We start from the raw sequence: 24,379 nt of genomic DNA on the forward strand, positions 1-24,379 counted from the left end.
AATTCGCGCAGTCACTGGTTTCCCGGCTGTATCGAAGCTCTTGTCAGTTTTGACCCGAGATTGCGCTTTCCGGCATCGCGGACGACTTCATCAGTTCCCGCTCTTCCCAGGGAGACAACCCGCGCCAGGAGCGGGGTGATGTGTCTGCGTTGGGGTTCGATGTCCGAATCTGTTGCAGCAATTCGCCCCAGCGGACATGCTGGGGAGCGGTCAGGTGTCTCCACATCGTGGTGGGGCTTGACCATCGATTCATCAGTCGAACGGCAGGGCCGAACACATCCACAGGGCCTTCGCAATCCAACACCCCGTCCGAACTGAACTGCGGCGGCGCATGGAACAGTCGCGAGACCATCGCAACTTCATGGTCCCGCCATTTCAGTGGAAAATTGTTTCTGTGGGCCTCACGCTCTCCCTCGGCAAAGTCGCGAATAGCGAGATAGGCTCTCACCAAAGGCAGCTCGACAAGAGACAGGCAAAGAATGGCCAAGACAGCTCCTAAGCAACGCAATGTTGGTTGAAGCGTGGCAGACAGGCCCGTTGCACATGCCCTGGCGTAGGGTCGCATGCACCACCAGCCCACGATCGCGAGTGCTGGCTGAACAATTAGGACGGCATTCACCATCGATTCCGCCTCCAGGCGTTCCGGACCGCCGGCAGGCCAGACAAAACCATGGACCGCCCACGAGACCATCAAGAATGGGGAAGCCACCAGAGCAAGCCCCTGTAGATGGAGGCCTGTAGCCAGAGAATAGTAAACGGGGGCGATCAGGGCTGGCCACCGCAGGAGGTTGGCAGGGTAGAGGAGCCAATTGGATTGCCAACGGGCCCCCGTAAGCGCAAAGACATGGGCCAGCGGTACCACGACGAGAGCCAGGAGATGCGCCGGTGAGGGTATCGGATCAAATAAACAACCACTCAGACAGTGAGTCTTGTATTCCAGGACGACATACAGCACCGGTGCTGCGATTCCCAACAGCACGCCCGTCACGCTGCGGATCCAGCCAGCATGTCCGCAAGATGATTTAATTGACCTATCCATGAGGTTATCATCCCATGATCCTGTCTGCTGGATATAGGGTCTTAGATGCGCGATGTCGGGCAAGCGGGATGAGGCCGCAACTACAGCAACCTCGATGCACTCCCTTCTTCACCCATTAGCGCAAACAAGCGTCCATTAGCGGTTCCCCATCTGCTTTTCCTCTGCCCATTGAACTCCCTTAGTGTCAATGAGTGGTTTCAATTAACCTTGAGCAGCTCCACCTGGAAGATCAAATCGCTGTTCGCCGGGATCTTTCCACCCACGGCGCGGTTGCCATAGGCCAGTTGGGAGGGGATGTAGAGCAGCCACTTGTCTCCCGGCTTCATGAGCTGCAGAGCCTCGGTCCAGCCCGGGATCACCTGGCCCACGCCAAAGCTGGCGGGCTGGCCGCGATCCAGTGAGCTGTCGAACACCGTGCCGTTCGTGAGCGTGCCCTTGTAGTGCACCGTCACCATGTCCAACGTGCCGGGAGACTGCCCCGTCCCAGGGCCCGAGGCCAGCACTTGGTAGCGGAGCCCGCTGGAGGTGGTCACCCAGCCCGAAGCATCGACCGAGGCGGTGGAGCCAAAGGGGCTTTGGCCGGAGGTTGAGCCGGAGGCTGCGCTCGGTGCCGCCGGGGCACCGCTGCTGTCAGGTTCGGACTGGCACCCAGTGACGAGCAGGGTCAAGGCGGAAGAAAGGGAGAGAGCAAGAGGTGCGAGTTTCATCGTGGGGTGCGAGTCGATAGGAGGGGGATGGCGAGCGCGCGTGCGCGTGTTTGATGGTTTGGGAATTGAGGGAGAACAGGATGGGGTGCAACTGTTGTTTGAGGCGTTCCTGAGAGACTCGCTCGCCACGAGTGTCCGCCAGAAATGGCAACCGAAGCGGTCGCCCTACAGCGTCAATAACCGATTAAAATCGGAACAGTCTTCCAGGGAAGTTGAGATGCCGGAGGCGACGTCGCTGGCATCCACTCCGGGATGCAATACTAAATCTGATCTTCCGGAGGTATCAGTCGCTACGCTCCTTCAACCGTCCGGCGTCTAACCCGACTTGGCGGACTCGCGGTCGATTTGGGCTATTTTCGGCCGCTTGACGCGCTGCAACCCTTGATTTTGCGAGGGTCCGTTTCCAAAACGGCTTGTAGTGAAGACCTTGGTGGTTGCACTGTCGTTTTGCTGGCTACCTTCTTGGGCCATCATGTTCCTGCGTTGCACCAAACGGCTCAAGGATGGCAAAGAACACCTTTACTGGAGCATCGTCGAAAGCAGGCGTGTCAGCCCGCGTCAGGTGGTCCAGAGGCATGTGCTTTATCTGGGCGAACTCAACGGCCGCCAGGAGGCTTCCTGGCGCAAGACCATCGAACTCTTCGGCCAGGATGAAGGGGCCCCTCAGCAGGTGGCTCTCTTTGCCGAGGAACATGCCCCCAAGCATGTCGGCGTCGATGAGTTCCCCGTGGTGCAACTGCGCCTTCATGCCATGCGCCTGGAACGTCCCCGCCAGTGGGGAGCCTGCTGGCTGGCCTGCCAGCTGTGGGAGCAGTTGCTCCTGGCGGACTTCTGGCAGGAGCGTCTGCCGCCCAGCCGAGAAGGCACCCGCTGGGATCTGGTGCTCCAGACCCTCGTGCTCTACCGGCTCATCGAACCGGGCAGTGAATGGCGGCTGCACCGCCATTGGTTTGACCAGACGGCCATCGCCGACCTGCTGGACGCAGACTTTGCCCTGGCTGAGATCCACCGTCTCTACGAGTGCCATGACAAGATCCTGGCTCACAAACGGTCCTTGTTTGATCATCTGACTCAACGCTGGCGCGACCTCTTTGGCGTCCGGTACGAGGTGCTGCTCTACGACCTCACCAGCACTTATTTTGAGTGCGCCCCCCCTGACAACCCCACGGGCCTGCGCCGCTTTGGCTACAGCCGTGACAAGCGCAGCGACTGTGTGCAGGTGGTCATTGCCCTCATTGTCACCCCCGAGGGCTTTCCCCTGGCCTATGAAGTGCTGCCGGGTAACACGGCGGACAAGACCACGCTCAAAGCCTTCCTGGCAAAGATCGAAGACCAGTACGGCCAGGCCGATCGCATCTGGGTCATGGACCGGGGCATCCCCACCGAAGAGACCCTTGAGCAGATGCGTCAGAGCACGCCACCGGTGAGCTATCTGGTGGGGACTCCCAAAGGACGCTTGAGCAAGCTGGAGGAGTCCCTGGCCCAGCAGCCCTGGCAGCAAGCCCGACCCCAGGTGCGCGTCAAACTGCTGCCTCATGAAGGGGAGACTTATGTGCTGGCCCAGAGTGAGGACCGCGTGGCCAAAGAACGCTCCATGCGCCGCCGCCGGTTGCGCAAGTACCTTGATGCCCTCCAAGGGTTGCGCCAGCGCAAGCGTCCCCTCACGCGCGACGCCATGCATGAAGCGTTGGGAGCCGCCAAAAAAGAAGCGGGACGCGATGCTCGCTTTGTCAAAGTCAGCGTACAGTTGCAGCCCGCCAAAGAAGAGGGCAAAGCCAAAGCCAAAGCCAAAGCCAAAGCCAAAGGCAAGAGCAAGCAACTGGCGACTTTGAGCTGGCAGCTGGACCGCAAAACATTGCGCGAAGCGTGGCGGCGGGAGGGAAGGTATCTGCTGCGCACCAATCTGACGGCCACCGATCCTGCGCGACTCTGGGAGTATTACCTGCAACTGGTGGAAGTGGAGCAGGCGTTCAAAGAGCTGAAGCATGACTTGGGGATCCGTCCGGTGCATCACCAGCACGATCATCGCATCGAGGCGCACATCTTCGTGTCATTCCTGGCGTACTGCCTGCAGGTGACGCTCAAGGCGCGCTTGAAGCTGACGGCCAGCGGGCTGACACCGCGCAGTGTGCTGGAGAAGTTTGCGACGGTGCAGATGCTTGATGTGCATCTGCCCACGACCGATGGGCGGGAGGTGGTGATGAGCCGCTACACGCAGCCCTCCAAAGAGATGCAGCTGTTGCTCGACCAGCTCAAGATGACGCTGCCTGAGCAGGCTCCGCCTAAAATCACTGGTTGATACCCAATGAAGAAAGGTCGCGAAATGGCCTCAGATGTAGTGAAGACCTTTTGAGGTCAATGTCGCAAAATCAAGGGTTGGAGGATCACTGGACCCGCCAGTCCGCTAAGTCGGGCTAATGGCTTTGATGCCTCCGGCATCGGGCAATCCGGGCTGGGACACCATCAGATCGTCAAAGTGGACAAGCCAACTTCCCGATGAGCGCAGATGATTTGGGAACGGGGTTTCCAAGCCACCGTACGAGACGTCTGGTTCGGACCAGGACAAAGGAGTCCTTCGCGCTGCCGCTCCGGTTGGCCCCCGTTATCCCTCTTCCCTGACACCTCCACCCTCCAACTGCCGCTTCCTCTCCGCTTCCAGCGCGGCTTTCTCCGCTGCCATGGCGGCGAGGGAGGCGGCGCGACGGACCTTTTCTTTGGCTTCCTGTTCGGCGCGGATCTTGGCGGCGGCGGCTTCGCGCTTGGCGCGAGCTTCTTCCTCCACCAGACGCGTGGCTTCGGCCTCGGCGGCCTGCTTGGCTTTCAGGGCAGCGGTGGCGGCTTTGAGGGCCTCCACTTCCAGACGGGCCTGCTCGCGCTCGGCCTCGCGGGCGGCTTCGCGTTCCGCCTTGGCCTTTTCTGCCGCTTCCTGTTTGGCAATACGTTCGGCTTCCCGCTCTGCCAGCAGTCGGGCTTTTTCGGCGGCGGCGGCTTCTTTGGCTGCCTGCTTCTCGGCTTGAAGGCGGGCCTTCTCCTCCGCGGCGGCGGCGTCCGCCTGCTCTTTGGCGAGACGTGCGGCTTCCTTCTCCTCCAGGAGGCGGATACGCTCCGCAGCCTTCTCGGCATCGGCCTGTTCTTTGGCCAGCTTGGCGGCGGCCTTCTCAGCTTCCGCCCGCTCCTTGGCCACTTGCTTCTCCGCCGCGATGCGGGCTTTCTCTTCCGCTGCCGCGGCGGCCGCCTGTTCCTTGGCAAGTCGAGCCGCTTCCTTCTCTTCCTGGATCCTCGCCTTCTCAGCTTCCCGCTCGGCTGCGGCTTGCTCTTTGGCGGCGATCATTTCCGCGAGGCGGCGCGCCCGCTCTGCGGCCATCTCGGCGGCAGCCTGCTCTTTGGCGATCCGTTCGGCCTCTTTCGCCGCTTGGAAGAGGGCTCTTTCGGCGAGGAGTTCGGCAATGGCCTGCTCCTTGGCCAGTTTCGCCGCTTCCTTCTCGGCCTGGATGCGGGCTTTCTCAGCCTCCTTCTCCGCCGCGGCTTGGGCTTTGGCTGCTTCCCGCTCGGCGGCAAGACGGGCCTTCTCGGCCGCTGCGGCTGCAGCCGCCTCTTCCTTGGCGATCCGGGCGGCTTCCTTCTCAGCCAGCAGACGCGCTTTCTCTGCTTCGCGGGCTGCGGCCTCTTCCTCCTTCGCCTGCAAAGCCGCCACCTTGGCTGCCAGGTCCGCCGAGATCTTGGCCTCCTGGGCCTGCACCAGGGTCGTGGCGAACTCACGGAGCTGGCGGGCCAGATCGACTGCCTTTTCCTGCAGGACAGGGACCTCGTCGGTCAGTACCCGAGGCCAGATCTCCAGCGTTTCCAGCTTGGCTGCGGTGTCAGTGAGAAGGGTGGTAAATTTCGGGTCGAGTCGGGTCGTCATCGGAAGGGGGCGGCATTTAACCATGACTGGAGCCGGAATGCACGTTTTAAGCTGTTTTGGAGACAGCCGGGCGACCGCGCCTGGGGGGCCTTGGCAGCAGTGTGCTGCAAAGGGTTGCTGCCTGAATCTGGCCCAGGCCGACACTCAAAAACAGGGCGAACGGAACTGCGCCAGCTATGGGCGCTCCGCGGAAGGTGAGCGCTGGTTCAACTGCGCCTGAAGGGAAGCCACGAGATCTTCCTTGCGCTTCAGTTCTTTGGACAAATTCTGAATCAAAAGGAGTCGCTCGTCGCAGACGGCATGAAGGTTGGCGGCCTCCCTTCGCAGCTCTTTGAGGCACTCCATGAAACGGGGGACCTGACCGAGGTGCGCCCGCGTGAAATTGCCCAGGACGACCGCCAGCAGTTTAAGCTTCTCTTTGGCTGGAGCGCTGACCCGCAGAGCGATCTTGACCAGCGTCAGCCTCATTTTAAAAGCCAGGCAAAAGTGATCGAACTTGGAGAACCGCTCCATGTCCCGGCAGGCGGCAGAGGTCGCCACTGAGCGCGAATTCCGCAAGGGCTGCGGCAGGGCCACGATCCGCCCAAACCGGCACAAGCTGGCAAGGATGGGGTATTCCATGTCTGTGGCCACGGGCTGCCCACGGTGCTGCCGGCCGTCCAAGGGTACTTTGAGGAGGATGTCCCGCCGATACACGCCGTAGAGGACAAAGTGGATCTCAGGTTGCGGCCAGCGAAAAAAAGCGAGTCGGGCCTCTCTCCAGTCCTGGTGGGGAAGGATGGGGCTCAGCTCACGGTCATCCGGCTTGCCAGGATTCTCCTGGTCAAAGACCCTCATGGTGCAACCGCACAGGACCACGTCGGGATGCTGCTCAAGATACCGGACGTGCTCGGAGAGATAAGCGGGGCTGGCGAATGAATCGTCATGGGCCAGCCAGGTGAAGTAGGTACCTTGGGCCAGTTTTACCACCTTCTTGAAATTCTGGCTTAGTCCCAGGTTCTTGGAATTTCTGTGATAACGGATGCGAGAATCCCTTTGGGCGAAGGCTTCACAAATGCTGCGGGTGGCATCTGTTGATGCGTTGTCTGAGATCACCAGTTCGAAGTCTTGCAGATCCTGCATCAGGACAGACTCGACCGCCTCACGAAGGAATTTCTCCGCATTGAACACAGGCATGCCGATGCTCACCCGAGGGTGGGGACGGACGAATGTCGGAGAGTCTTCAGCCTGCATGGAGGTGCCTTGGAACGGGGACACTCTCGCACTTTTCTCCCAGGGCGATGGCCCTGCAAGCAAAGTTTTGTCCATCCGTTTTTCCATCCCCAATTGAAGGGGGCATCCTGGCATACATCTTGTGCCGGAAGCCCACGACCACTCTGGCTTGACTCCGGAAGAAAACCAAGCGATGCACGTGCTTAGAACAACCCATATCCCTGTCCAGGCTCACGTGCAGCAAATGCCGACATCTTTTGCAGTGATCTTCCACCACAATCGGGTGCAAGCCGCCATTCTCTCAGGATGCAAAGGCTGCCGGATGCCGATACGGTCCCGAGTCAGGTTTTCCTCTGCCTCCAGTTGGGAAACCATCGACATACAGAGGGTGGATGCCCCCAATCCACTTGTGGGCCAGGGGTTTGATTGACCGCCATGCAGGTGAAACTGTGTTGCCGATCTTGCGGCTCATCGAGCCTTCTGCCGGTCATTGACCTCGGGCTCCAGCCCCTGGCCAACAACCTCCTTCCTCCAGCCGGGGCTTGCGCGGATCAACCCGCTGCCCGTCTGAAGGATGAACGGATGGCGTCTGACGCGGTTGTTGGAAACAATATTCTGGTGCCAAAAGGGTTGTGACCTTTGGCGTGTGATCGAAGAACTATGCAATCGAAAAATTCATGATTTTCACTCCCTCCACCATCCCTGAGGTGATGATTGTCGAACCTGAGCCGCATCATGATGCGCGGGGTTTTCTTGCACGCACCTATTGTGAGGGCGAGTTTGCCTGCCGGGGGCTGAACACCCGCTGGCCACAGCAAAACCATACTCTGACCAAGGGGCGGGGCAGCGTCCGGGGCCTTCATTGGCAGGCAGATCCGGCCTCGGAAATCAAGCTGGTCCGCTGTCTCGCCGGCTGCGCATTGGACGTGGTCGTGGACGTGCGTCCGGACTCTCCCACCTTTGGCACATGGGAGCTGCATGAACTTTCCGCCGCCAGCCGGCGGGCCATTTACATCCCAGCGGGATTCGCGCACGGCTTTCAATGCCTGACCGACGAGTGCGAACTGTTTTACCTGATGTCGGAACGCCATGCCCCGGCGCTGGCACGGGGGCTGAACGCCAGCGATCCCACCCTGGCCATTCCCTGGCCCCTCCCGGTGGTGAACCGCTCCGAGAGGGATGTGAATCTTCCGCTGTGGTCGGATTTTGCGAAGCCGGCAGTCGGGTAGTAGCAGCGGCCCCGCCGTAACAAGGCCGCACTGCCCGGGAGTGCGATGAGTCAACGCTGCAGCGCCGGCTGCGGCTTGATCAGCAGGCCCTGCCCGGTGGGGAGGCAGAGGATGGGCACTCCCGCGCGGGCGGCAAACTCGTCCATGGCGGCGCGCTGCTCCTCGTGCCGGCCCCAGCCATAGTCATCCAGCACCACCACGGCACCGGGGGTGAGCAGGGGCCAGAAGTGTTCCATGGCGGCCCGCTCGGGAAGGGCGATGTTGAGGTCCACAGACAGGAAGCTGACGGCGCGCACCGGTGCGCGGGGCAGGGAATCGGGGATCGTCCCTTGCACCAGGCGGGCGCGGGGCCATGGGGAAAAATGGTTTTTCACCATTTCAAAGCAGTCGCTGTAGTAGGCTGCGCTCATCTCGGCACGGCCCTCGGCTTTTTCCTGGTCCGTCATCTGTTCGGTCGGGATGCCGCAAAACGTGTCGAAGAGCCAGAAGTCCTTGTCGAGCTGGTTGAAATCGAGGAAATCACAAATGGCCAGCGAGTAAACGCCGGTGTTGACACCGCACTCCACGAAGTCACCCGCCAGGCCTGCGCCATGCCGGGCCGCCCAGAGCACCACATGGGTGCGCCACTCGATGTGGATGTCCGCATCGCTCCCGCGAGGGCGGGCCATGTGGTGGCCGGACTGCATGCCACGGTGGTAGGCGCGGAGGAACTGCGGATCCTCCATGAAGGCAGGATGCTTGGCCCAGACCGCCAGGTTGTCGGCATAGAACGTGGGGGGCTCGCCCTCGGGCCACCGGTTGCCAGGTGGTACGGTAAATCCTGGCGGAAAGGCTGGAACGGCGGCGGCGCGTGCGGCCGCGAGGCTGGTTGCCATCTCCTCCAGGCGGACTCGCCGTTGCTCGGACAGCGCCTTTTGTTTGTCCCGCTGGCGACGCGCTTCGTCCCGCTCCGCAGTGACTTTTTGGAGCCTCTCGGAAAACAACCGCGATTTCTTTCCCGTGAAATCGAACATATATATGGACGACTTGCCCCGAAATGCGGATCACGTCAACGGGCCAGTGGGGCGGAGTTCACGGAGGGACCTGCCATAGGGCGGTGCCCCTCAGCCCGGAGGAGGCTGGAGGGATGCCCACAGGCGCGCGAGCCCCTCCTTCAAGGGCACCTTTGGCTCCCAGCCGGTGGACCGGAGTTTGGCACTCTGAGCGATGGCCACGGGCATGATGTCTTCAGCCGGAGGATGGAGCGCCTGCACGAGGGCAGGATCGGCCCCGACCGCCTGCGCAATCCCCAGGGCGAGATCGTACACGGTGACTCCCGCCCCGGTGCCGAGGTTCACTGCTCCGGTGAGAGGCTGCTCCAGAGCCAGGAGCATGCCCAGAGCCACATCTGACACATGCACATAGTCCCGCAAGCTGGCGGGAGTTTTCACCACGGCAGGCTGACCTGCCGCGAGTTTGAGCATCGTCGCGGTGATCATCCGGGCCGGTGCCTCGCCTTCGCCGTAGGCATTGAACACCCGGAACCATGACCACCCCACGCCCCGCTCGCCCGCGGTCTTTTGCAATCGACGTAACGTCTCAGCCTTGGCGCTGGCGTAGGGATTGAGCGGTGCCAGTGGAGAGCGGTCTTCTACCAAGGGCTCGGGAGAGGTGGCGTACTCGATAAAGGTCCCTGTGCCCGCGAGATGCCTCACGCCGCGCTCCGCGAGTCCTTCGAACAAGGCGGCGCTCTGCTCGACCAGGAGCGCATTCTCCGGCGAGTGGAAGTTGACGCCGGGGGTGGCGGTCCACGCCAGGTGGAGGGCTGCGTCGGGGCGGAATTTTTCCACCCGATGCCATGGCACATCGTGAAGGGAGCCCATGGCGATGTCGCCCAACTCGGGTGAGGCATGCTCCAACCGACGGGCCAGGCCAAGCACCTCATGCCCGCGCGCGATGGCGAGGCGGCAGACGGCGGAACCAATGAACCCCCGGGCACCGGTGACGATTAATCTCATGCGCGCCGAGCATGGCGCGGCGGGGGTAACGCGTCAACCTGGGACGGGACCGGGTGGAGGAGTGGAGGAGTGGAGGAGTGATGGAGTGGTGGAGTGGTGGAGTGGTGGAGGGGTGGAGGGGTGGAGGGGTGGAGGGGTGGAGGGGTGGAGGGGTGGAAGGGTGGGACCTATTGCGGTGCCGCGGGCAGGTCTTTGGGCTCCCAGATTTCGCGGAGCTCAATGACATCGCCCTCGAGCGCCGGGCAGCGCTGGGCCCACTCCAGGGCCTCCTGCTTGGATTTCACCTGGATGATCCAGAAGCCGCCGAGGACTTCCTTGGTCTCAATGAAAGGTCCGTCCGTCACCGTGGCCTTGCCCTTGGCGAACGCCACGCGCGCTCCTCTGGACAGGGGATGCAGGCCGTTTACCGTGAGAAGGATTCCAGCCGCTTCCATCTCGTCGTTGAACTGCCCCATGGGTGCCATCTCCTCCGCCGTCGGCTCGTAGCCGTCTTCCTGTTTTTCGGAAGCCGGGGTATCGGGTTGGTAACCGCGGGGAATCTTCATCATCAGGAATCTCATGGGGTAGGGGGGGAGGATTTTGGATTTTAGATTGTCGCTGGGCCTTCCATTCAGAAGGCCCGCCTCACCCCATTGACGAAGGAGTCCCCTGCAACTCGACACTGTTCCTCAGATTAGCGTTAGATGAGCGTCAGTCAGCGGTTCCTTTCTCATCTCATTCCCTACTTCCTCTCCGCAGCTCTCATTTTCAGTCCTTCAAAATGAGTGAAGATCAGTGTCAATGAGTGGTTCCTCATGCCTTGCTCGTCTGTCGCAGGTGAGTCAACACGGGCACCCCGGCCACGCCCAGGCTGACGCCGCCGTAGAGGAGGAGCACGAAAAGCACCCCGGCCCCGTACTCGGCGTGCTGGCCCTCCAGGCCGAAGAGGGAGGCGGAGATGAGCACGGCGAGGTTGGTGTTCTTCATGCTCGACTCGATGCCCAGGGCCATGGCATCCCGGGCGGAGAATCCCAGGAGGTACTGGGAGCCTCGTAGCATGATGATCTGGATAATGAGGCAGTAGAGCAAGACGGCCACGGGGATCCGGGCGGAGTAGCGGCTGAAATCGATGCGACCGCTCCCCAGCGACCCCACCACGAGGATGGCGAGAAAGAGCAGACTCAGGCGCACGACCCACTTGGACCCCAAGTGGGCGATTCCATCATTCTTGAACAGACGCGCCAACGACATCCCCACGCCGAAGGGGATCAAAAGAAAGAGGAAGATCTCCCGCATCACCACGCCCACCGGCATGGTGATTTCCGGGGGCAGGTGATCGCCTGCCAGGAGCCTCATGATGAGCGGCGCGGTCACGAGGGCGAGGAGGGTGGTGACTCCGGAGAGGGCCACCGAAAGGGCCACATTCCCCCGGCCCAGATGGGTGTAGATGTTCGACAACGACCCTCCCGGCATGGCCGCGATGATGATGAACCCCACCACCACCTCCGGCGGGAATTTCACCAGGAACACCATCGCCGCCGTCAGCAGCGGGATGCCCACGACTTGGTAGAGGACGCCCGCGATCATCGGCTTCGGCTCCAACACCAACTCCACAAAGTCCCGTGTCTTCGTCACTATGCCCATGCCCAGCATGGCCAGCACCAGTTGCGCCGAGGCCACGAAGTGGTGGTAGTGCGGGTATTGGTCGAAGAGGTCTTTGAGCATGGGGCGGCGGGTAGAGTGGGGTAGGGGAGGTGGCTGGGGAACTCGCGCACGGAGCGGGGATGCTGACGCCTCACCTAACATTCGGCCCCCTCCGCCGCTCCGGTTCCTCTGGGGACTGATAAACCGGGAGATGGTGGCGGTCGCGTGGGGCGGGTCAGATCATCCGTTCTTGCTGCATTTTGTCCAACGTCATGCTGGCATCCTTGCGCGGCATCTGCTCTATTCTTCGCTCCATGGAGAAATCGTACGTCTATCGTTCTGTCGAGGGCTTGAAGGTGGCGCTCATCGTCCTGCTGGCGCTGGACATGGTGCTCAATGTGCTCTCCGGCGGATCGAGCTGGATGACGATTGAGCTGCTCCAGCGTGACTACACGGTTGAAGAGGCGGACATGAACGACCTCCGCGAGGGGGTGATCGGCTTGGTCCAGTTGAGCCTCTTTATCGTCACGGTCATTGTCTTCGGGGTGTGGATCGTCCGATCTCACAGGAACGTCCGGGCCTTCGGCGACTACCTGGAGATCTCCCCCGGCTGGGCTGTGGGGTGGTTCTGCATTCCCTTCGCCAACCTCTGGAAACCCTACCAAGCCATGAAGCAGCTTTGGCAATCCAGCATGCCCGACCGCTCCCACGCCCCGCTGCTGCCGATCTGGTGGACGCTCTGGGTCCTTTCCGCCTTCATCGGCCGGATCAGTTTCAAGACCTCCATGAAGGCCAGTTCATCTTATCCTTGCGCAAGCTCATACAGTGCTTCTTCCTAACCATTGTAAGTTACATTTTCTATCCAGAAGAAGTGATTGAGAAAACGTCGCAATCAGTGCCGGAAATTTGGCCCCCACTTCGTCCCGAGCGACTTGGATATGACTTCTGGAACTCATCAAAGGTACGAGAGTTTGCTTTGCCGCACTCAGAACGAAAATGCGTGCATAAAACAATTGCCAATCGAATGTTGGCGATCTAGAAAAGAATGCCATGAGACTCGTTCGCGTAAAAGTAGGGCCATTTCGCTCGATAAACACAACTCAAACGGTCGAGATTGATGAAGCTGTTACTGTGCTTGTGGGAATGAATGAGGCTGGGAAAACGGTCCTACTTAAAGCGTTGGAAAAGTCTGCGGATGCCCTTTCGTTAGAAGAATTCGATCCAGTTGAAGATTATCCGCGCAAGGAGCTTTCCGCGTACTTGAAGAGACAAGTGGAGAATCCGGACGTGGCAACAGAGCTTACTTATCAATTGACGCCTAGAGAATTGGCGGTCGTAAATGCCATGTGTCACGTTGAACTAGGGAAGGATTTTGAGTTTACAGTCGCACATTTATACAACAACAAGACTCGGACCCAGATTGAACTGGATGAGAAGCCCGCTCTTCGAGCGCTAGTATCTAGTGTCGGCCTAAGCACAGACGCAAAAACCGCGATCAGTGCTGCAACTGCGGTGAGGGAAGTTCCCGAAGCGTTGTCCGGAGTTGAACTGACAGACGTGGATTCAGAAGTTCTAAGTCAGTTGAAAGAGCGTATCAATAAGTCGGAGCGTGTTTCTGTAGTCGAGCACGAGGTTTGGCAATGGCTGGAAAGGCGCCTGCCCCAATTCCTCTACTTTGGTGACTACGATTTGCTTCCAAGCAAGATTAATCTACAAGACTTGAAAAGTCGCAATGCGAAGGCTGTGAGTAACCCTGATCATCTTACTCCGGGACATCGCGCAGTTCTGGCATTGATTCGGATGGCCGACATATCCATCGACGATTTTGCCGATGCAAGTGGATATGAACCCCTGAAGGCAAAGTTGGAAGCCGTGTCCATCTCGCTTACGGACCAGATAATGGAATTCTGGAAGCAGAACGAGGATCTTGAAGTTGAAGTTGACATCAAATCGGACGCAGCTGATGAGGCACCTTTCAACAACGGACCAAACCTTTACCTAAGAATCAAGAACCGCAGACATAGAGGCGTGAGCACACCGTTTGGGCAACGCAGCCGAGGATTTATTTGGTTCTTCAGCTTTCTGGTTTGGTTTGACAGCGTAAAACACCAAATTAATGGCAGGTTCAGAGAGGATTCTAGCTTGATCCTGCTGCTAGACGAACCGGGGTTGGCTCTTCACGCCCTCGCTCAAAGCGATTTCCTTAGATATATTGACGAATTATCGACGAAGCATCAGGTCCTTTACACGACCCATTCGCCATTTATGGTCCATTCTGACAGATTGCATCAGGTGCGAGTGGTCGAAGATAGAGACAGGATTGGAACTATCGTAACTGGGAATATATTAGATTCAAGCTCGAGGACTATCTTTCCTCTTCAAGCGGCGCTGGGGTGGACGCTTGCGCAAAATCTGTTCATTGGCGCAAAAAATCTCTTGGTTGAAGGACCCTCTGAGTTGTTGTACTTGAAGATCGCGTCCACCATTTTAGAAAGTATGATGCTAACAGGATTGCAAAATGACATCACCATCGTACCTGTAGGTGGACTGGACAAAGTGGCAACCTTCGTGGCCCTATTGGCGGCTAACGACCTAAAGCTGGCAGTGCTGCATGACTATGCGGGAAATCCAGATCAACGACTCAGCGATTTAAGTAGACAGAAGTTGATCCTAGAGAAGGCAATACTCAATGTGTCGCAGTTTCGAGATGCAAACAAGGTTGGTGTAAACAGTATACCTTCTGATATTGAGGATCTGTTTGAAAGTAAACTTTACCTGGAGCTGTTTAGCAAGACGTTTGAGAAGCAGTTGGCTGGGAAGATGCCTGTCGAAGCTGACCTGCCGCCCGGTGATCGTATTGTTTGCCGATTGGAGCGCTGGCTGATCGACAACGATCTGAAGCTTCGCCCTAGCGGCGGATTCAATCACTATCTTGTTGCTTTGACGCTCGCATCAAAGCCGCCAAAAACTCTTCATGGGGATTCTTTGAAAAGGTTCGATGCTCTGTTCAGAACTTTAAATGGCATTTATGGATCATAATATGGTCTAAAATGGCGTCGATTAGATATTGTTAGATGGCTCGCTACAATGAGGTGAAGTGCCATGGCTGCAAATGCTTACATTAAACTCAAACGCTGCTTAGGAAAGCAAGACGCTCTTATTGAGCTTCAGGAGATAGCGTTGAGAGAGCTAGATTGGCAAGCTAGCCAGAGGCCTGACCCAGATGACTATCTTCAAGAAGTATGCGGGCGCAATGGCATAAAGGTGGATGTCTTGGATGCGGAGGGTGCTACCCTAGATATTTCTCGTTTGCGAGTTCTATTAGCGATAGGGGCCTTGGAAAGCTACATGCACGATCTCAATGTTGAGAGTCAGAAGCTAGGTGTTGGCCCCCTATTCCAAGTAGGGGTGACGATGGATGATATTTTACAACAGTTTCGCTCGAAGATGGCTTCGTCTCAATCCGACAACTTGGCGCAGCTTTTGGTGCGGTACTACCTAGCTGTTCGCAATGAAGCTGCTCACCCATTTGACTCCAATCAGCATCTAGGGCAAGTACGGGCCGCAGCGGATGCCATCAGATCATCTGATCTGGGTGAGTTACTGGCGAAGCAATATGGTGTGGACAATCTGCCTGATCGCTCAACGGAACTGACGTTCGAATACTACATCGTGTGTAGTCGCGCCTGCAAGAATTACGCATTGGCTTTGTGGGAGAAGTTGCCTCACATCTCGGATAGGATGCTTGAAATTGTGGCGAGCGGAAAATTCGCGCGCCTCGCGCAGAATCCATCGAGGCGGAGAGCGGCATGGGTTTCTTATATAAGAACCGAGTTTAGACTTGACGCAGATGATGCTTTGGCGATTGTGGAGCGTGTGTTGAAGCTCTAGTTTAGCGGTTAAAACGCCCCCCTCCATCAGCCTTCGCAAGAAGAGGGTTGGTGAAGGCGGTCAGCTTGGTTCGAATCCAAGGTGCTTCATTTACGCTCGTTTGTCGCCTCCGCGTAAAAGCCCTCGATGGAGATGTTGGCCGCCACTACGGATTCCATTGGTACATGTGCGTGCCATTTTTGAGGGGTATGTCCAGGCTGACTCCGAACTCCATGCCGGGTTTCAGTTCGAGGGTTGAGTGTGAGTCTCTACCGATCTGGAGTGACAGTACAGTTGCATCGCTAATGGATTTCTTTCCCGCGTAAATCCGTTGACCGATTGTGAGTTTAGAATTGCTACGGGCTGATGCGCCGTAAATTCCCCCTGTGTAGACGTGGAGGATTTCGGCAACATCTTGAGTTTGGCCTGTCATTGTCCCTCGTTTCAAAATGTCAGAACGGAGCAATATCGCAAATGCATTGAAGAGTTCACAAAGGAAGTCGGCGTAGTCAATAATCTGTTTTGCGCTTGCGATTGTCGAGATGTTTCCATGAGATGATTCGTTCCGGGTGCGCACAAACAAGTCTAAGTAACTTTCCAGTGTTTCAGTGCTGGAGAGTCTGGTCTCAATGAATTGCCGTACTCCTTCGTACTTTCGTGCGAAGGATATTGCATCATCAAATCCTAGATCGCTGAATAGACGGCCTAAGGCAGTGGAGCGGAAGTTCTCCGGACTAACTAAGAATGCATCTGCGAGAAGGTGGTAGGGCTTTCCTCGTAACCCATCGGCAAATCCGGCCGCAATGGATTCTTCCCTGATTGAGGAGTATAATGGTTTGTCGGGCCCCCATTTTGTTAGAATCGTTCCAATTCCTATCCGGAGTTGGTTTCGCGACCGGTCGCACAAGTCTGAAAACTTTGGTACAACTGTGGGGAGTAATCCGGTGTATTCAGTCACTAGGTCACAAATGGTTTGTTCGAATAAGGCGTAAAGCCGAGACACCGCGGCGCAATGATCGAAGATCTGCCAGGCCAACTTCTGTGGGGGCTTGGTGTTCAGTAGGGATAACGAGGTGTTTGCTTGAGCATGTTCGGCTCCGAGTGCCCCATGTACCAACTGCCTCAAGTCCTCCTGCCAACCAACTACGCTTTTGACATCGTTGATGGAGTCGCGAAATTGTGTGGACAACACACTAAACATGTCGTTCAGGCTTTGAAGATAAGAAGGTTTCCAACATTTTAGAATAGACGTTGATGCGCTCCAGTACTGCGTCCTTTGTGTTTCGTTGCCCCGTAAACGTGCCTGCGGGACTGTCTACAACAAGCTGTTTTGACGCGCTAATAAGTTCTTCGCGATGCTGTATGAGTCTATCTCGGTCCTCTATGTGCGAGCTTAAGCCTACCATGACTGCATCCGCATATGCCAGTTGAGGTTGATTGGCCCACGATCGTTTCTTATCGTTCCACGGGCGAAATAGAAGTTTGCCGAAAATGCTCTCCGCAAGCTCAATAGTTGATACAAAGAGTTGTGCAAGATGAGTTATGTCGACTCCAGTGAATCGCCTGCTTCTTACCATGTATTGATCAAGAAAGGTCTGCATGCCACCCCTGTAGTGCTTCGCGTGACGCAATGCGAAGAAGCGAAGCACAAATTCGGCATCCCGCATTTTTGTGTATTGAGGTGTCTTAAGCAGTATGGGTGATGGGTTGGTTTCTTCGTCAGCAGAGTACAAAGGGAGCTTCCAGGCTCGTCGCATTGCAGGGTGTTGACACAGCTCAATGATGAGTTTGTCGAAGTCATTATGATAAATGCAATGTCTAATCTCTTGGCTTTCCAATTCAACCCCTCCGGTATTCAGTCTTTCAAACACCTGTTGGCGAAGGATCATTTCGTCATCGCTGCTTGAAGCGGATTCTCGAAGGAGTACTACATAGGAAATGGAGCGTCTGTCCAAGCCCCGCTTTATCTCTGATGGTAGGTTGTCGTAGATGCGACCGTTGAGCTCTGGCCATTGTTCCAAACCTTTGAGTCTAAAGCGATTCGTATAAAAGTCCCAAATTGCAGAGATTCTTTGCTGGCCATCCATTACTTCATATCTCGCAAAGTCGGACTCATACAAGAAACACGGGGGGACAGGTACATTCATGATGAATGACTCGATTAACTTCGATTTCCTTTCATCGCTCCATCGCTGTCGGCGCTGATAGAAGGGCTGAAGTTTCATCCACCCAGTGCGCTCAAGTGCTGCAACAAAGTTCGGCAGTTGTTCCCGGTTCGTTTCCGTGACAATCCTCAACTCGCGCTTTGCATATTTTGCGTTAATTTGAGAATCGCTGGATTCGCCTGAATCTGACGCCGGTAAATCTTGCCACATTGTGACTTCTGTTGGGGAGAACTCTTTCATCATAATAAATGAATGGCGGAACTGTTCTTTTTGCGGTCTTTGAGTGCTCTCTAGGGTGTTCGGCGTTGCGAGTTTGGTGCAATTTATCGTGGGGGGGGCTGTAATGTTCTCAATAGCAGAGGTTTTGAGGATTGGAAGGGTCTCGGAAAATGCGTATTGATTTCTTGGGTTTCCATATGGTCGCATTTGATTGCATGGTCACTGTATTGCATCGAGTAAGCTTCGACAAACTTTTTCACGTGAGTGGCTGCCTGGTGAGGTGCGCTTTCGAGTCTTTCTTGGGCTTATCTCTTCAAGCTCAATCGTGTCCTAACCCGCTCGGTGGACATCGTCGATTAGTCGCTTTTGGCGCGTCTTTCGTAGACAGTTCATCCTAGAACTTGAGGGTGCTAGTTGGCGGCAAGACTGAGGTTGCGCTGGTGTTTGCAACGGCATGGCGATCTCTCCGGCTTGCCGGGAGATCGCCATGCGGGCTGGCGTTCCGCCAATTTTTCTCGGCACTTGCCGATTGGCTCTTTTTGATCGGCAGTCGAAGCTATGCCGGATTATAAACCTCTGCACCGGCCTCCACAAACTCCTTCGACTTCTTCGCCATCCCCACCTTTAGCGCCTCTTCCTCGGCCAAGCCCTGTTCTGCCGCGTACTTGCGCACGTCTTCGGTGATCTTCATGCTGCAGAAATGCGGGCCGCACATGGAGCAGAAGTGGGCGGTTTTGGCGCCTTCCTGGGGGAGGGTTTCGTCGTGGAACTCGCGGGCGGTGGTGGGGTCGAGGCTCAAGTTGAACTGGTCTTCCCAGCGGAACTCGAAGCGGGCCTTGCTGAGGGCGTTGTCGCGGTACTGGGCCCCGGGGTGGCCTTTGGCGAGGTCGGCGGCGTGGGCGGCGATCTTGTAGGTGATGACGCCGTCCTTGACGTCCTTCTTATTGGGGAGGCCGAGGTGCTCCTTGGGGGTGACGTAGCAGAGCATGGCGCAGCCGTACCAGCCGATCATGGCGGCACCGATGCCGCTGGTGATGTGGTCGTAGCCGGGGGCGATGTCGGTGGTGAGGGGCCCGAGGGTGTAGAAGGGGGCCTCGTGGCACCACTCAAGCTGCTTGGCCATGTTCTCCTCGATCATGTGCATGGGCACGTGGCCGGGGCCTTCGTTCATGACCTGGACGCCCTTGGCCCAGGCGCGCTTCGTGAGCTCGCCCTGAACTTCGAGTTCGCCAAACTGGGCCTTGTCATTGGCGTCCGCGATGGAGCCGGGGCGGAGGCCGTCGCCGATGCTGAAGCTGACGTCATAGGCGGCCATGATGTCGCAGATGTCATCCCAGTGGGTGTAGAGGAAATTCTCCTTGTGATGGGCGAGGCACCACTTGGCCATGATGCTCCCGCCGCGGCTGACGATGCCGGTCATGCGGCTGGCCGTCATGGGCACGAACCGCAGGAGGACGCCGGCATGGATGGTGAAGTAGTCCACACCTTGCTCGGCCTGCTCGATGAGGGTATCCCGGAAGAGCTCCCAGGTGAGGTCTTCAGCCTTGCCGTTGACCTTCTCCAGCGCCTGGTAGATGGGCACGGTGCCGATCGGTACGGGGCTGTTGCGCAGGATCCACTCGCGCGTGGCGTGGATGTTCTTGCCAGTGGACAGGTCCATGACCGTGTCTGCGCCCCACTTGGTGGCCCAGCGCATCTTTTCCACCTCCTCCTCAATGCTGGAGGCTACGGCGGAGTTGCCGATGTTGGCGTTGATCTTCACCAGGAAGTTGCGCCCGATGATCATGGGCTCGAGTTCCGGGTGGTTGATGTTGGCCGGGATGATGGCGCGACCGGAGGCGACTTCCTCGCGGACGAACTCAGGGGTGATTTCGGTGGGGATGCGCTGCGGGAAGCGGCCGAAAATCGACGGCGTATACGGGTTGCCGGTGCCAAGCTGGGTGGAGCCCGCATGCTGCTTGTGGAGGTCGTTGCGCAGGATGTCGTCCTTCTGGTCTGCGATGCGCAGGCTGGAAGCCTGCTGACCACACTGGCTGGAAGCCAGTGCCACTTTCATGTTCTCACGGATGGCGATGTACTCCATCTCGGGCGTGATGATGCCCTGCCTGGCATACCAGAGCTGGGTAACGGGGTGGCCGGCGCTGGCGCGGAGGGGCTTGCGGCGCTCGCCATGGAGGCCGGGGAACTCGATCAAGCGGTTGCGCTCCGCCTTGCTGGCGTACTCGGCATGCTTGCCGGAAAGGTAGCCGTTGTCCTGGGGCTTCACCTCGCGGCCATCGTACTCCTCGACGTCCTGGCGGTCCGCAATCCACTTGGCGCGAAGGGCGGGCAGGCCTTCTTCGGCGGTGCCGGTGAAGGCAGGGTCACCCCAAGGGCCGGAGCAGTCATACACGCGCACCGCGGCGTTCTCCTCGATCTTCCCGCTGAAGGTCTTCGTGGGCGATACCGCGATCTCCCGCATGGGCACGCGGACATCCGGGTGCAACTGGCCTTCGACGTAAACGCGGGTGCTGTTGGGCAGTTGTTCGCTGCTGTGGGGCTCGAAGGAGTTCTTGGTAGCAATCATTTTCTGGAAGGGGAGAGGGTCAAGGGATAAGGGAAAAGGGGAGGGTGGGGCGAAGCGGGTGGGAGAAGTGAAAAGTTAAGAGTGAAAAGTGAAAAGTAGGAATTTGGCGCTTCGCGCGACTAGGAATTTGAAGAAGGGTAAAGGGGAAGTTTGGCGCTTTGCGCTGGAGTGGGAAATGAAAAAGCCATGCGGCTGGGCAGCGGCATGGCGGAGAAAATGGCGAACTTGAACCGTGTCGGACTTTGCTCCCTGCGGCGACATTACTCGCATCAGGTTCAAAGGGTTCCTTTGTTGCCAAAAGTCTCAGCCGACCGTGGTCAGCGCCCCTGCTTGCGCATGCTAAGGGGGCTTTGGGGTAGAGGCAAGGGGAAAGGCGGGGTGGGGCGTGCCAGTAGGCAGTGGTCAGTTGGCAGTGGTCAGTTGGCAGTGGTCAGTTGGCGGTGGTCAAGGTGTTGGGCGTGGTGGCGTGAGCGGGTGATGGTTGAGCTTTCGGGGGTGTGGGGTTTGAGAGGGGTGCGGCAGGCGGTTGGGGGGCGGAATCGTTGGCGTGACTTGGGGCTTCGTTCACCAGTGGGACCGGAGATCCCGCCTCCTTTACTCTGCGGCGGAGATGTTGGGGGATTGGAGTTTGAAGTTTGAAGTTTGGCCTCGTCTGACGTCTCCCGGCGGAGCCGGGCTACTTTTCACTCGCTCCTTTTCACTGTTTTCACTGAACCCTGAAAGGCTTCTGCCTTCCCACTGCGTTGTTTACGAATGAAATGAATGCGGCCGGGGCACGCCGGCTTTGCATTCCGGGTCAACTGCTTGCATCTTCGCTTCCTCAAACTCATGCGTTCTCGTTCCCATACCCTTTTCCCTGCTCGTCTGACTCTTTCCCGACGTCTGTTTTTGCCTTTTGCCGGGGCGGCTGCGATGGCGGCGCTGGGCCTGGGGGGGGCGGTGCCGACGGTTTCGGCCAAGGACAAGACGAAGATCGTGATCCTGGCCGGGGAGAAGAGCCATCCGAGCGGTCAGCATGAGTTTGCCGCCGGGGCGAAGCTCTTGGCGAAGGCGCTCAATGAGCAGAGTGGTCTGGATGTCGAGGCCGTGGTGGTGACGAACGGCTGGCCGAAGGACGAGTCGGTTTTCAACGGGGCCAAGGCGGTGGTCTGCTACGCGGACGGCGGTGGCAAGCACCCATTTGTGGCGCATCTCCCGGCGGTGGAGGCCTTGTCCCAGAAGGGCGTGGGCATCATGTGCATGCACTATGCGGTGGAAGTGGTGCCAGGCCAGGCAGGCGAGCCTTTCAAGAAGTGGATCGGCGGATTTTACGAAGGCCAGTACTCGGTGAACCCACACTGGGACGCCGATACGGAGGCGAACAAGGAGCACCCGGTGAGCCGTGGGGTGAAGCCTGTGAAGGTGCACGACGAGTGGTACTTCCGCATGCGGTTCGCTGAGCCTTCGACGGCAACCTCGCTGTTGACGGCGACGCCGACGCGCGAGCGGATCAAGCGGTACATTCACTGGAATCCCGGTGCTGACGGCGAGTTGGGCAAACCGCAGACGCTCATGTGGGGCGTGCAGCGTCCCGATGGCGGTCGCGGTGTGGGCTTCACTGGCGGTCACTGGCACCGCAACTGGGCGCTGGATGACTTCCGCAAGCTGGTGCTGAACGGGATCGTCTGGACGGCTGGCCTGGAAGTGCCCGAAGGCGGGGTGAAATCCAACCCTGTGACCGAGGCGCAGTTGAACGAGAATCTGGATGCCAAGGAGCCGATGGTGCATGTGAAGCTGCCGGCGGCGGAGGATTTTAATCTGCCGATGGCGGTTCCAAAGCAGTGAAAAGTAGTAAGTAAGAAGTGAAAAGTGGGCTCCGACAGGTGAGGGGAGGAGTGGTGGAGTGGTGGAGTGGTGGAGTGGTGGAGTGGTGGAGTGGTGGAGTGGTGGAGTGGTGGAGTGGTGGAGTGGTGGAGTGGTGGAGTGGTGGAGTGGAGGAGTGGAGGAGTGGTGGAGTGATGGAGTGATGGAGTGATGTTTTTGGGCGGGCTGCGGTCTTGGGATCGTGGCCCGCTTTTTTGTTTGGGGCGGGTGTGATTGTGGGGCGGCCGCTTCGGTCGCCGGGGATTTGAGGGAGGAGTCGATGAGCCGGGCGGGACGCCTGGGGAACGCACAGCCAGGATGGCTGTGTCACTCACTTTTCCGTGCTGTTCTTGTTGCACAAAACGTCAGGAGGGCTTTAATGGCTTCCCTGCTCCGAGCTGCTTTGTGGTGAGGACAGTGTTCTTCCAGGAAAAGAGATCAAAGGCCGGCGTGGCGAAATTGGTAGACGCGCTAGACTCAAAATCTTGTTCCCAAAAGGAGTGTCGGTTCGAGTCCGACCGCCGGTACTTTCCCGAATCCTTTTCCTGTGTTGTATGGAGCTGAGGCGACCAGGGAGTCGCGTTTGGGGATCCAAGCGATGTCTTGGGACGAGTGGTGCCTGATGCCGATTGCCAATCAGCGCTCCGGTGTTGCGTCTTGGGTTATCGGACGACCCGCTTCGATTGCGGGGATCGGTCAGGCAAGGTGGAAGAACCCGACCCGCTTCGCGGGAGACGCCAGACTGGAAGACACAAGACGCAAGACTTGAATGCGGCGGTTTGGACGCGCACAACGGGAATTCACTTGAAGGACGTGCGACTGGACGGGTCTGGGAACCCCCGCGCCATTAAGTTTCATCGGCCCTTTGTGCCTTCGTGCCTTTGTGTGAGATAAGCGCTTTGTTTTGGTGCCTGATGCCGATTGCCAATCGGCGGCACAGCAGACTGCCAGTCTGCGCTACTGTCCCGCTCCGCGGGAGACACCAGACTGGAAGACACAAGACGCAAGACTTGAATGCTGGCGCTGGTATTGGGCGCGCGCAGTGGGATCCACTCTGAAGAACGTGCGACTGAGCGGGGCTGGGAACCCCCGCCTCCTTTTTTGGATTTCTCAGACCTTTGTGCCTTCGTGCCTTTGTGTGAGATAAGCGCTTTGTTTTGGTCCCTGATGCCGATTGCCAATCGGCGGCACAGCAGACTACCAGTCTGCGCTACGGTGCGGCGGGCTTGGAGGCACCGATTTTGGCGACGTTGATGAACTCCTGGTCTTCTTTCGTGAGGCGGGTGAGGGGGAGTTCGTAGGGCTGGTTGTTGACGAGGAGACGCACCTTGCCATCGCGGATGACGGTGGGAGGTGAGGGAAGGGTGACCGGGGCGGGAGTGGGGGGCTCGGGAGTGCCTTTGACGGTTTCGACTACGTGTTCTTCGAACGCAATGAGTTTGCCGACGAGGGCTTTGCCATCGGCGCTGGTCCATTGGCGGGAATCCGACAGGGAGTAATAGGTGACCGTGCGGATGATGGTGGGCGGTGTCGGGGCCGGGATGACGTTGACGTTCGCGGTGTTAAACGCATCTCCCACGCCGCGTTTCTGGAAGCTCTTGGGCGTGGTGGGGACGACCTGGGCGTTTGCGGTGGTGGCGGTCGTGCCGATGAGGGCCGTCATGAGGACGGTGAACAGGAGAAGGGTGGCGCGGCACGTCTTCGTCGGTTTCATGAGGGACAGTTTATCGGAAGGTGAAGGAGGTGGGAATGGGGAAGTTTGATTTTGGAATTTGGATTTGTGATTTTGGATTGGGGAGAGGCCCGGGGGCGGTTCGTGGGCTTCGGAGTGGGTAGCTACTCACTAAGGGCTCGTCCAACGTTGGGCGGTGTTAGAGATCCCCGCTGGGGATCAGTTTCGAAACCGGGGCGTTGGTGGGAGTGGATGGGGGCGAGCAGACCACAAGGGGCGCGAAAGCGGTGATGCTCACCGCAGTCCCAAAAGCGCTGCGCGCTCAGGTGTTGGA

The 24,379-nt window shown here is 58.2% G+C and carries 20 protein-coding genes, 2 tRNA genes and 1 riboswitch; of the genes, 10 read left to right on the forward strand and 12 right to left on the reverse strand.

Going from position 1 to position 24,379, the window contains the following annotated elements; all coding sequences use genetic code 11:
- Nucleotides 1-43 precede the first annotated feature (43 nt).
- Both VSP_RS15520 and bamJ read right to left on the reverse strand, forming a co-directional pair.
- On the reverse strand, nucleotides 44-1,102 hold the full coding sequence (locus VSP_RS15520; RefSeq protein ID WP_157210923.1) for a hypothetical protein: 1,059 nt from the start codon (nucleotides 1,100-1,102) through the stop codon (nucleotides 44-46).
- Between the two features lie 134 nt (nucleotides 1,103-1,236).
- Nucleotides 1,237-1,746, reverse strand: a complete 510-nt coding sequence (gene bamJ / locus VSP_RS35645; RefSeq protein WP_009961786.1) for a BamJ family beta-barrel-assembly machinery protein — start codon at nucleotides 1,744-1,746, stop codon at nucleotides 1,237-1,239.
- A gap of 472 nt (nucleotides 1,747-2,218) precedes the next feature.
- Here bamJ and VSP_RS15535 point away from each other — a divergent pair, with 472 nt between their 5' ends.
- Nucleotides 2,219-4,045 carry an IS1634-like element ISVsp2 family transposase gene (locus tag VSP_RS15535; protein WP_009961787.1) on the forward strand — a complete coding sequence of 609 codons (1,827 nt, stop codon included), beginning with the start codon at nucleotides 2,219-2,221 and terminating at the stop codon, nucleotides 4,043-4,045.
- Nucleotides 4,046-4,348: 303 nt separating this feature from the next.
- Here the strand turns inward: VSP_RS15535 and VSP_RS39515 are convergent, their stop codons facing one another.
- Both VSP_RS39515 and VSP_RS39520 read right to left on the reverse strand, forming a co-directional pair.
- Complete coding sequence (locus tag VSP_RS39515; RefSeq protein ID WP_009961789.1) at nucleotides 4,349-5,650, reverse strand: hypothetical protein; 1,302 nt, start codon at nucleotides 5,648-5,650, stop codon at nucleotides 4,349-4,351.
- A 174-nt stretch (nucleotides 5,651-5,824) separates the two neighbouring features.
- The gene (locus VSP_RS39520; RefSeq protein ID WP_198141400.1) at nucleotides 5,825-6,883 is read right to left on the reverse strand and encodes a glycosyltransferase family 2 protein; all 1,059 of its coding nucleotides are present in this window, start codon (nucleotides 6,881-6,883) and stop codon (nucleotides 5,825-5,827) included.
- A gap of 414 nt (nucleotides 6,884-7,297) precedes the next feature.
- Between VSP_RS39520 and VSP_RS43980 the strand changes: the two genes are divergently transcribed.
- Entirely contained in the window at nucleotides 7,298-7,498 is a 201-nt protein-coding gene (locus VSP_RS43980; RefSeq protein WP_075090573.1) for a hypothetical protein, read from the forward strand.
- A gap of 41 nt (nucleotides 7,499-7,539) precedes the next feature.
- Complete coding sequence (locus VSP_RS15550; protein WP_009961793.1) at nucleotides 7,540-8,091, forward strand: dTDP-4-dehydrorhamnose 3,5-epimerase family protein; 552 nt, start codon at nucleotides 7,540-7,542, stop codon at nucleotides 8,089-8,091.
- A gap of 50 nt (nucleotides 8,092-8,141) precedes the next feature.
- Here the strand turns inward: VSP_RS15550 and VSP_RS35660 are convergent, their stop codons facing one another.
- From VSP_RS35660 to VSP_RS15570, 4 genes are all read right to left on the reverse strand, one after another.
- On the reverse strand, nucleotides 8,142-9,104 hold the full coding sequence (locus VSP_RS35660; protein ID WP_009961794.1) for a TylF/MycF/NovP-related O-methyltransferase: 963 nt from the start codon (nucleotides 9,102-9,104) through the stop codon (nucleotides 8,142-8,144).
- Between the two features lie 90 nt (nucleotides 9,105-9,194).
- Nucleotides 9,195-10,088 (reverse strand): NAD-dependent epimerase/dehydratase family protein, encoded by an 894-nt coding sequence (locus VSP_RS15560; protein WP_009961796.1) that lies wholly within the window; start codon nucleotides 10,086-10,088, stop codon nucleotides 9,195-9,197.
- Between the two features lie 167 nt (nucleotides 10,089-10,255).
- The gene (locus VSP_RS35665; protein WP_009961797.1) at nucleotides 10,256-10,636 is read right to left on the reverse strand and encodes a YciI family protein; all 381 of its coding nucleotides are present in this window, start codon (nucleotides 10,634-10,636) and stop codon (nucleotides 10,256-10,258) included.
- Nucleotides 10,637-10,880: 244 nt separating this feature from the next.
- Complete coding sequence (locus VSP_RS15570; protein ID WP_009961798.1) at nucleotides 10,881-11,792, reverse strand: bile acid:sodium symporter family protein; 912 nt, start codon at nucleotides 11,790-11,792, stop codon at nucleotides 10,881-10,883.
- A 233-nt stretch (nucleotides 11,793-12,025) separates the two neighbouring features.
- Between VSP_RS15570 and VSP_RS39525 the strand changes: the two genes are divergently transcribed.
- The 4 genes from VSP_RS39525 (at nucleotide 12,026) to VSP_RS42320 (ending at nucleotide 15,691) form a co-directional block, all read left to right on the forward strand.
- Nucleotides 12,026-12,550: a DUF4328 domain-containing protein gene (locus tag VSP_RS39525; RefSeq protein ID WP_009961800.1), complete on the forward strand. Its 525-nt coding sequence runs from the start codon at nucleotides 12,026-12,028 to the stop codon at nucleotides 12,548-12,550.
- 211 nt (nucleotides 12,551-12,761) lie between these two features.
- Complete coding sequence (locus VSP_RS15585; protein ID WP_044133563.1) at nucleotides 12,762-14,750, forward strand: AAA family ATPase; 1,989 nt, start codon at nucleotides 12,762-12,764, stop codon at nucleotides 14,748-14,750.
- Nucleotides 14,751-14,813: 63 nt separating this feature from the next.
- Nucleotides 14,814-15,602, forward strand: a complete 789-nt coding sequence (locus VSP_RS15590) for a hypothetical protein (protein ID WP_009961802.1) — start codon at nucleotides 14,814-14,816, stop codon at nucleotides 15,600-15,602.
- Nucleotides 15,593-15,691 (forward strand) — tRNA-OTHER (locus VSP_RS42320). The genes VSP_RS15590 and VSP_RS42320 overlap by 10 nt, the downstream gene beginning before the upstream one ends.
- 56 nt (nucleotides 15,692-15,747) lie before the next feature.
- Here VSP_RS42320 and VSP_RS15595 read toward each other — a convergent pair.
- The 3 genes from VSP_RS15595 to thiC all read right to left on the reverse strand — a co-directional run bounded on the left by VSP_RS15595 (nucleotide 15,748) and on the right by thiC (nucleotide 20,531).
- Nucleotides 15,748-16,782 (reverse strand): MAE_28990/MAE_18760 family HEPN-like nuclease, encoded by a 1,035-nt coding sequence (locus VSP_RS15595; RefSeq protein ID WP_009961803.1) that lies wholly within the window; start codon nucleotides 16,780-16,782, stop codon nucleotides 15,748-15,750.
- Nucleotides 16,775-17,989: a DUF262 domain-containing protein gene (locus tag VSP_RS15600; protein WP_009961805.1), complete on the reverse strand. Its 1,215-nt coding sequence runs from the start codon at nucleotides 17,987-17,989 to the stop codon at nucleotides 16,775-16,777. Before VSP_RS15600 ends, VSP_RS15595 begins: the two co-directional genes overlap by 8 nt.
- A gap of 532 nt (nucleotides 17,990-18,521) precedes the next feature.
- Nucleotides 18,522-20,531, reverse strand: a complete 2,010-nt coding sequence (gene thiC / locus VSP_RS15605) for a phosphomethylpyrimidine synthase ThiC (protein ID WP_009961806.1) — start codon at nucleotides 20,529-20,531, stop codon at nucleotides 18,522-18,524.
- Nucleotides 20,532-20,760: 229 nt separating this feature from the next.
- Nucleotides 20,761-20,869: riboswitch (TPP riboswitch) on the reverse strand.
- Nucleotides 20,870-21,359: 490 nt separating this feature from the next.
- Between thiC and VSP_RS35675 the strand changes: the two genes are divergently transcribed.
- The 3 genes from VSP_RS35675 (at nucleotide 21,360) to VSP_RS15615 (ending at nucleotide 22,900) form a co-directional block, all read left to right on the forward strand.
- Nucleotides 21,360-22,355: a ThuA domain-containing protein gene (locus VSP_RS35675; protein ID WP_156346411.1), complete on the forward strand. Its 996-nt coding sequence runs from the start codon at nucleotides 21,360-21,362 to the stop codon at nucleotides 22,353-22,355.
- 17 nt (nucleotides 22,356-22,372) lie between these two features.
- The gene (locus tag VSP_RS42325; RefSeq protein WP_157210926.1) at nucleotides 22,373-22,537 is read left to right on the forward strand and encodes a hypothetical protein; all 165 of its coding nucleotides are present in this window, start codon (nucleotides 22,373-22,375) and stop codon (nucleotides 22,535-22,537) included.
- A 280-nt stretch (nucleotides 22,538-22,817) separates the two neighbouring features.
- Nucleotides 22,818-22,900: transfer RNA gene (locus tag VSP_RS15615), tRNA-Leu, on the forward strand.
- A gap of 683 nt (nucleotides 22,901-23,583) precedes the next feature.
- Here VSP_RS15615 and VSP_RS15620 read toward each other — a convergent pair.
- Complete coding sequence (locus VSP_RS15620) at nucleotides 23,584-24,087, reverse strand: hypothetical protein (protein ID WP_009961809.1); 504 nt, start codon at nucleotides 24,085-24,087, stop codon at nucleotides 23,584-23,586.
- Nucleotides 24,088-24,379 lie beyond the last annotated feature (292 nt).

This window comes from Verrucomicrobium spinosum DSM 4136 = JCM 18804 (assembly GCF_000172155.1).
GTDB classification, from domain to species: Bacteria; Verrucomicrobiota; Verrucomicrobiia; order Verrucomicrobiales; family Verrucomicrobiaceae; genus Verrucomicrobium; species Verrucomicrobium spinosum.

What these genes read in the sequence shown, in the direction of transcription:
- bamJ (WP_009961786.1), bottom strand. Translation starts at nt 1,746, where the DNA reads ATGAAACTCGCACCTCTTGCTCTCTCCCTTTCTTCCGCCTTGACCCTG.
- VSP_RS15535 (WP_009961787.1), top strand. Translation starts at nt 2,219, where the DNA reads ATGTTCCTGCGTTGCACCAAACGGCTCAAGGATGGCAAAGAACACCTT.
- VSP_RS39515 (WP_009961789.1), bottom strand. Translation starts at nt 5,650, where the DNA reads ATGACGACCCGACTCGACCCGAAATTTACCACCCTTCTCACTGACACC.
- VSP_RS39520 (WP_198141400.1), bottom strand. Translation starts at nt 6,883, where the DNA reads ATGCAGGCTGAAGACTCTCCGACATTCGTCCGTCCCCACCCTCGGGTG.
- VSP_RS43980 (WP_075090573.1), top strand. Translation starts at nt 7,298, where the DNA reads ATGCAGGTGAAACTGTGTTGCCGATCTTGCGGCTCATCGAGCCTTCTG.
- VSP_RS15550 (WP_009961793.1), top strand. Translation starts at nt 7,540, where the DNA reads ATGATTTTCACTCCCTCCACCATCCCTGAGGTGATGATTGTCGAACCT.
- VSP_RS35660 (WP_009961794.1), bottom strand. Translation starts at nt 9,104, where the DNA reads ATGTTCGATTTCACGGGAAAGAAATCGCGGTTGTTTTCCGAGAGGCTC.
- VSP_RS15560 (WP_009961796.1), bottom strand. Translation starts at nt 10,088, where the DNA reads ATGAGATTAATCGTCACCGGTGCCCGGGGGTTCATTGGTTCCGCCGTC.
- VSP_RS35665 (WP_009961797.1), bottom strand. Translation starts at nt 10,636, where the DNA reads ATGATGAAGATTCCCCGCGGTTACCAACCCGATACCCCGGCTTCCGAA.
- VSP_RS15570 (WP_009961798.1), bottom strand. Translation starts at nt 11,792, where the DNA reads ATGCTCAAAGACCTCTTCGACCAATACCCGCACTACCACCACTTCGTG.
- VSP_RS39525 (WP_009961800.1), top strand. Translation starts at nt 12,026, where the DNA reads ATGGAGAAATCGTACGTCTATCGTTCTGTCGAGGGCTTGAAGGTGGCG.
- VSP_RS15585 (WP_044133563.1), top strand. Translation starts at nt 12,762, where the DNA reads ATGAGACTCGTTCGCGTAAAAGTAGGGCCATTTCGCTCGATAAACACA.
- VSP_RS15590 (WP_009961802.1), top strand. Translation starts at nt 14,814, where the DNA reads ATGGCTGCAAATGCTTACATTAAACTCAAACGCTGCTTAGGAAAGCAA.
- VSP_RS15595 (WP_009961803.1), bottom strand. Translation starts at nt 16,782, where the DNA reads ATGTTTAGTGTGTTGTCCACACAATTTCGCGACTCCATCAACGATGTC.
- VSP_RS15600 (WP_009961805.1), bottom strand. Translation starts at nt 17,989, where the DNA reads ATGATGAAAGAGTTCTCCCCAACAGAAGTCACAATGTGGCAAGATTTA.
- thiC (WP_009961806.1), bottom strand. Translation starts at nt 20,531, where the DNA reads ATGATTGCTACCAAGAACTCCTTCGAGCCCCACAGCAGCGAACAACTG.
- VSP_RS35675 (WP_156346411.1), top strand. Translation starts at nt 21,360, where the DNA reads ATGCGTTCTCGTTCCCATACCCTTTTCCCTGCTCGTCTGACTCTTTCC.
- VSP_RS15620 (WP_009961809.1), bottom strand. Translation starts at nt 24,087, where the DNA reads ATGAAACCGACGAAGACGTGCCGCGCCACCCTTCTCCTGTTCACCGTC.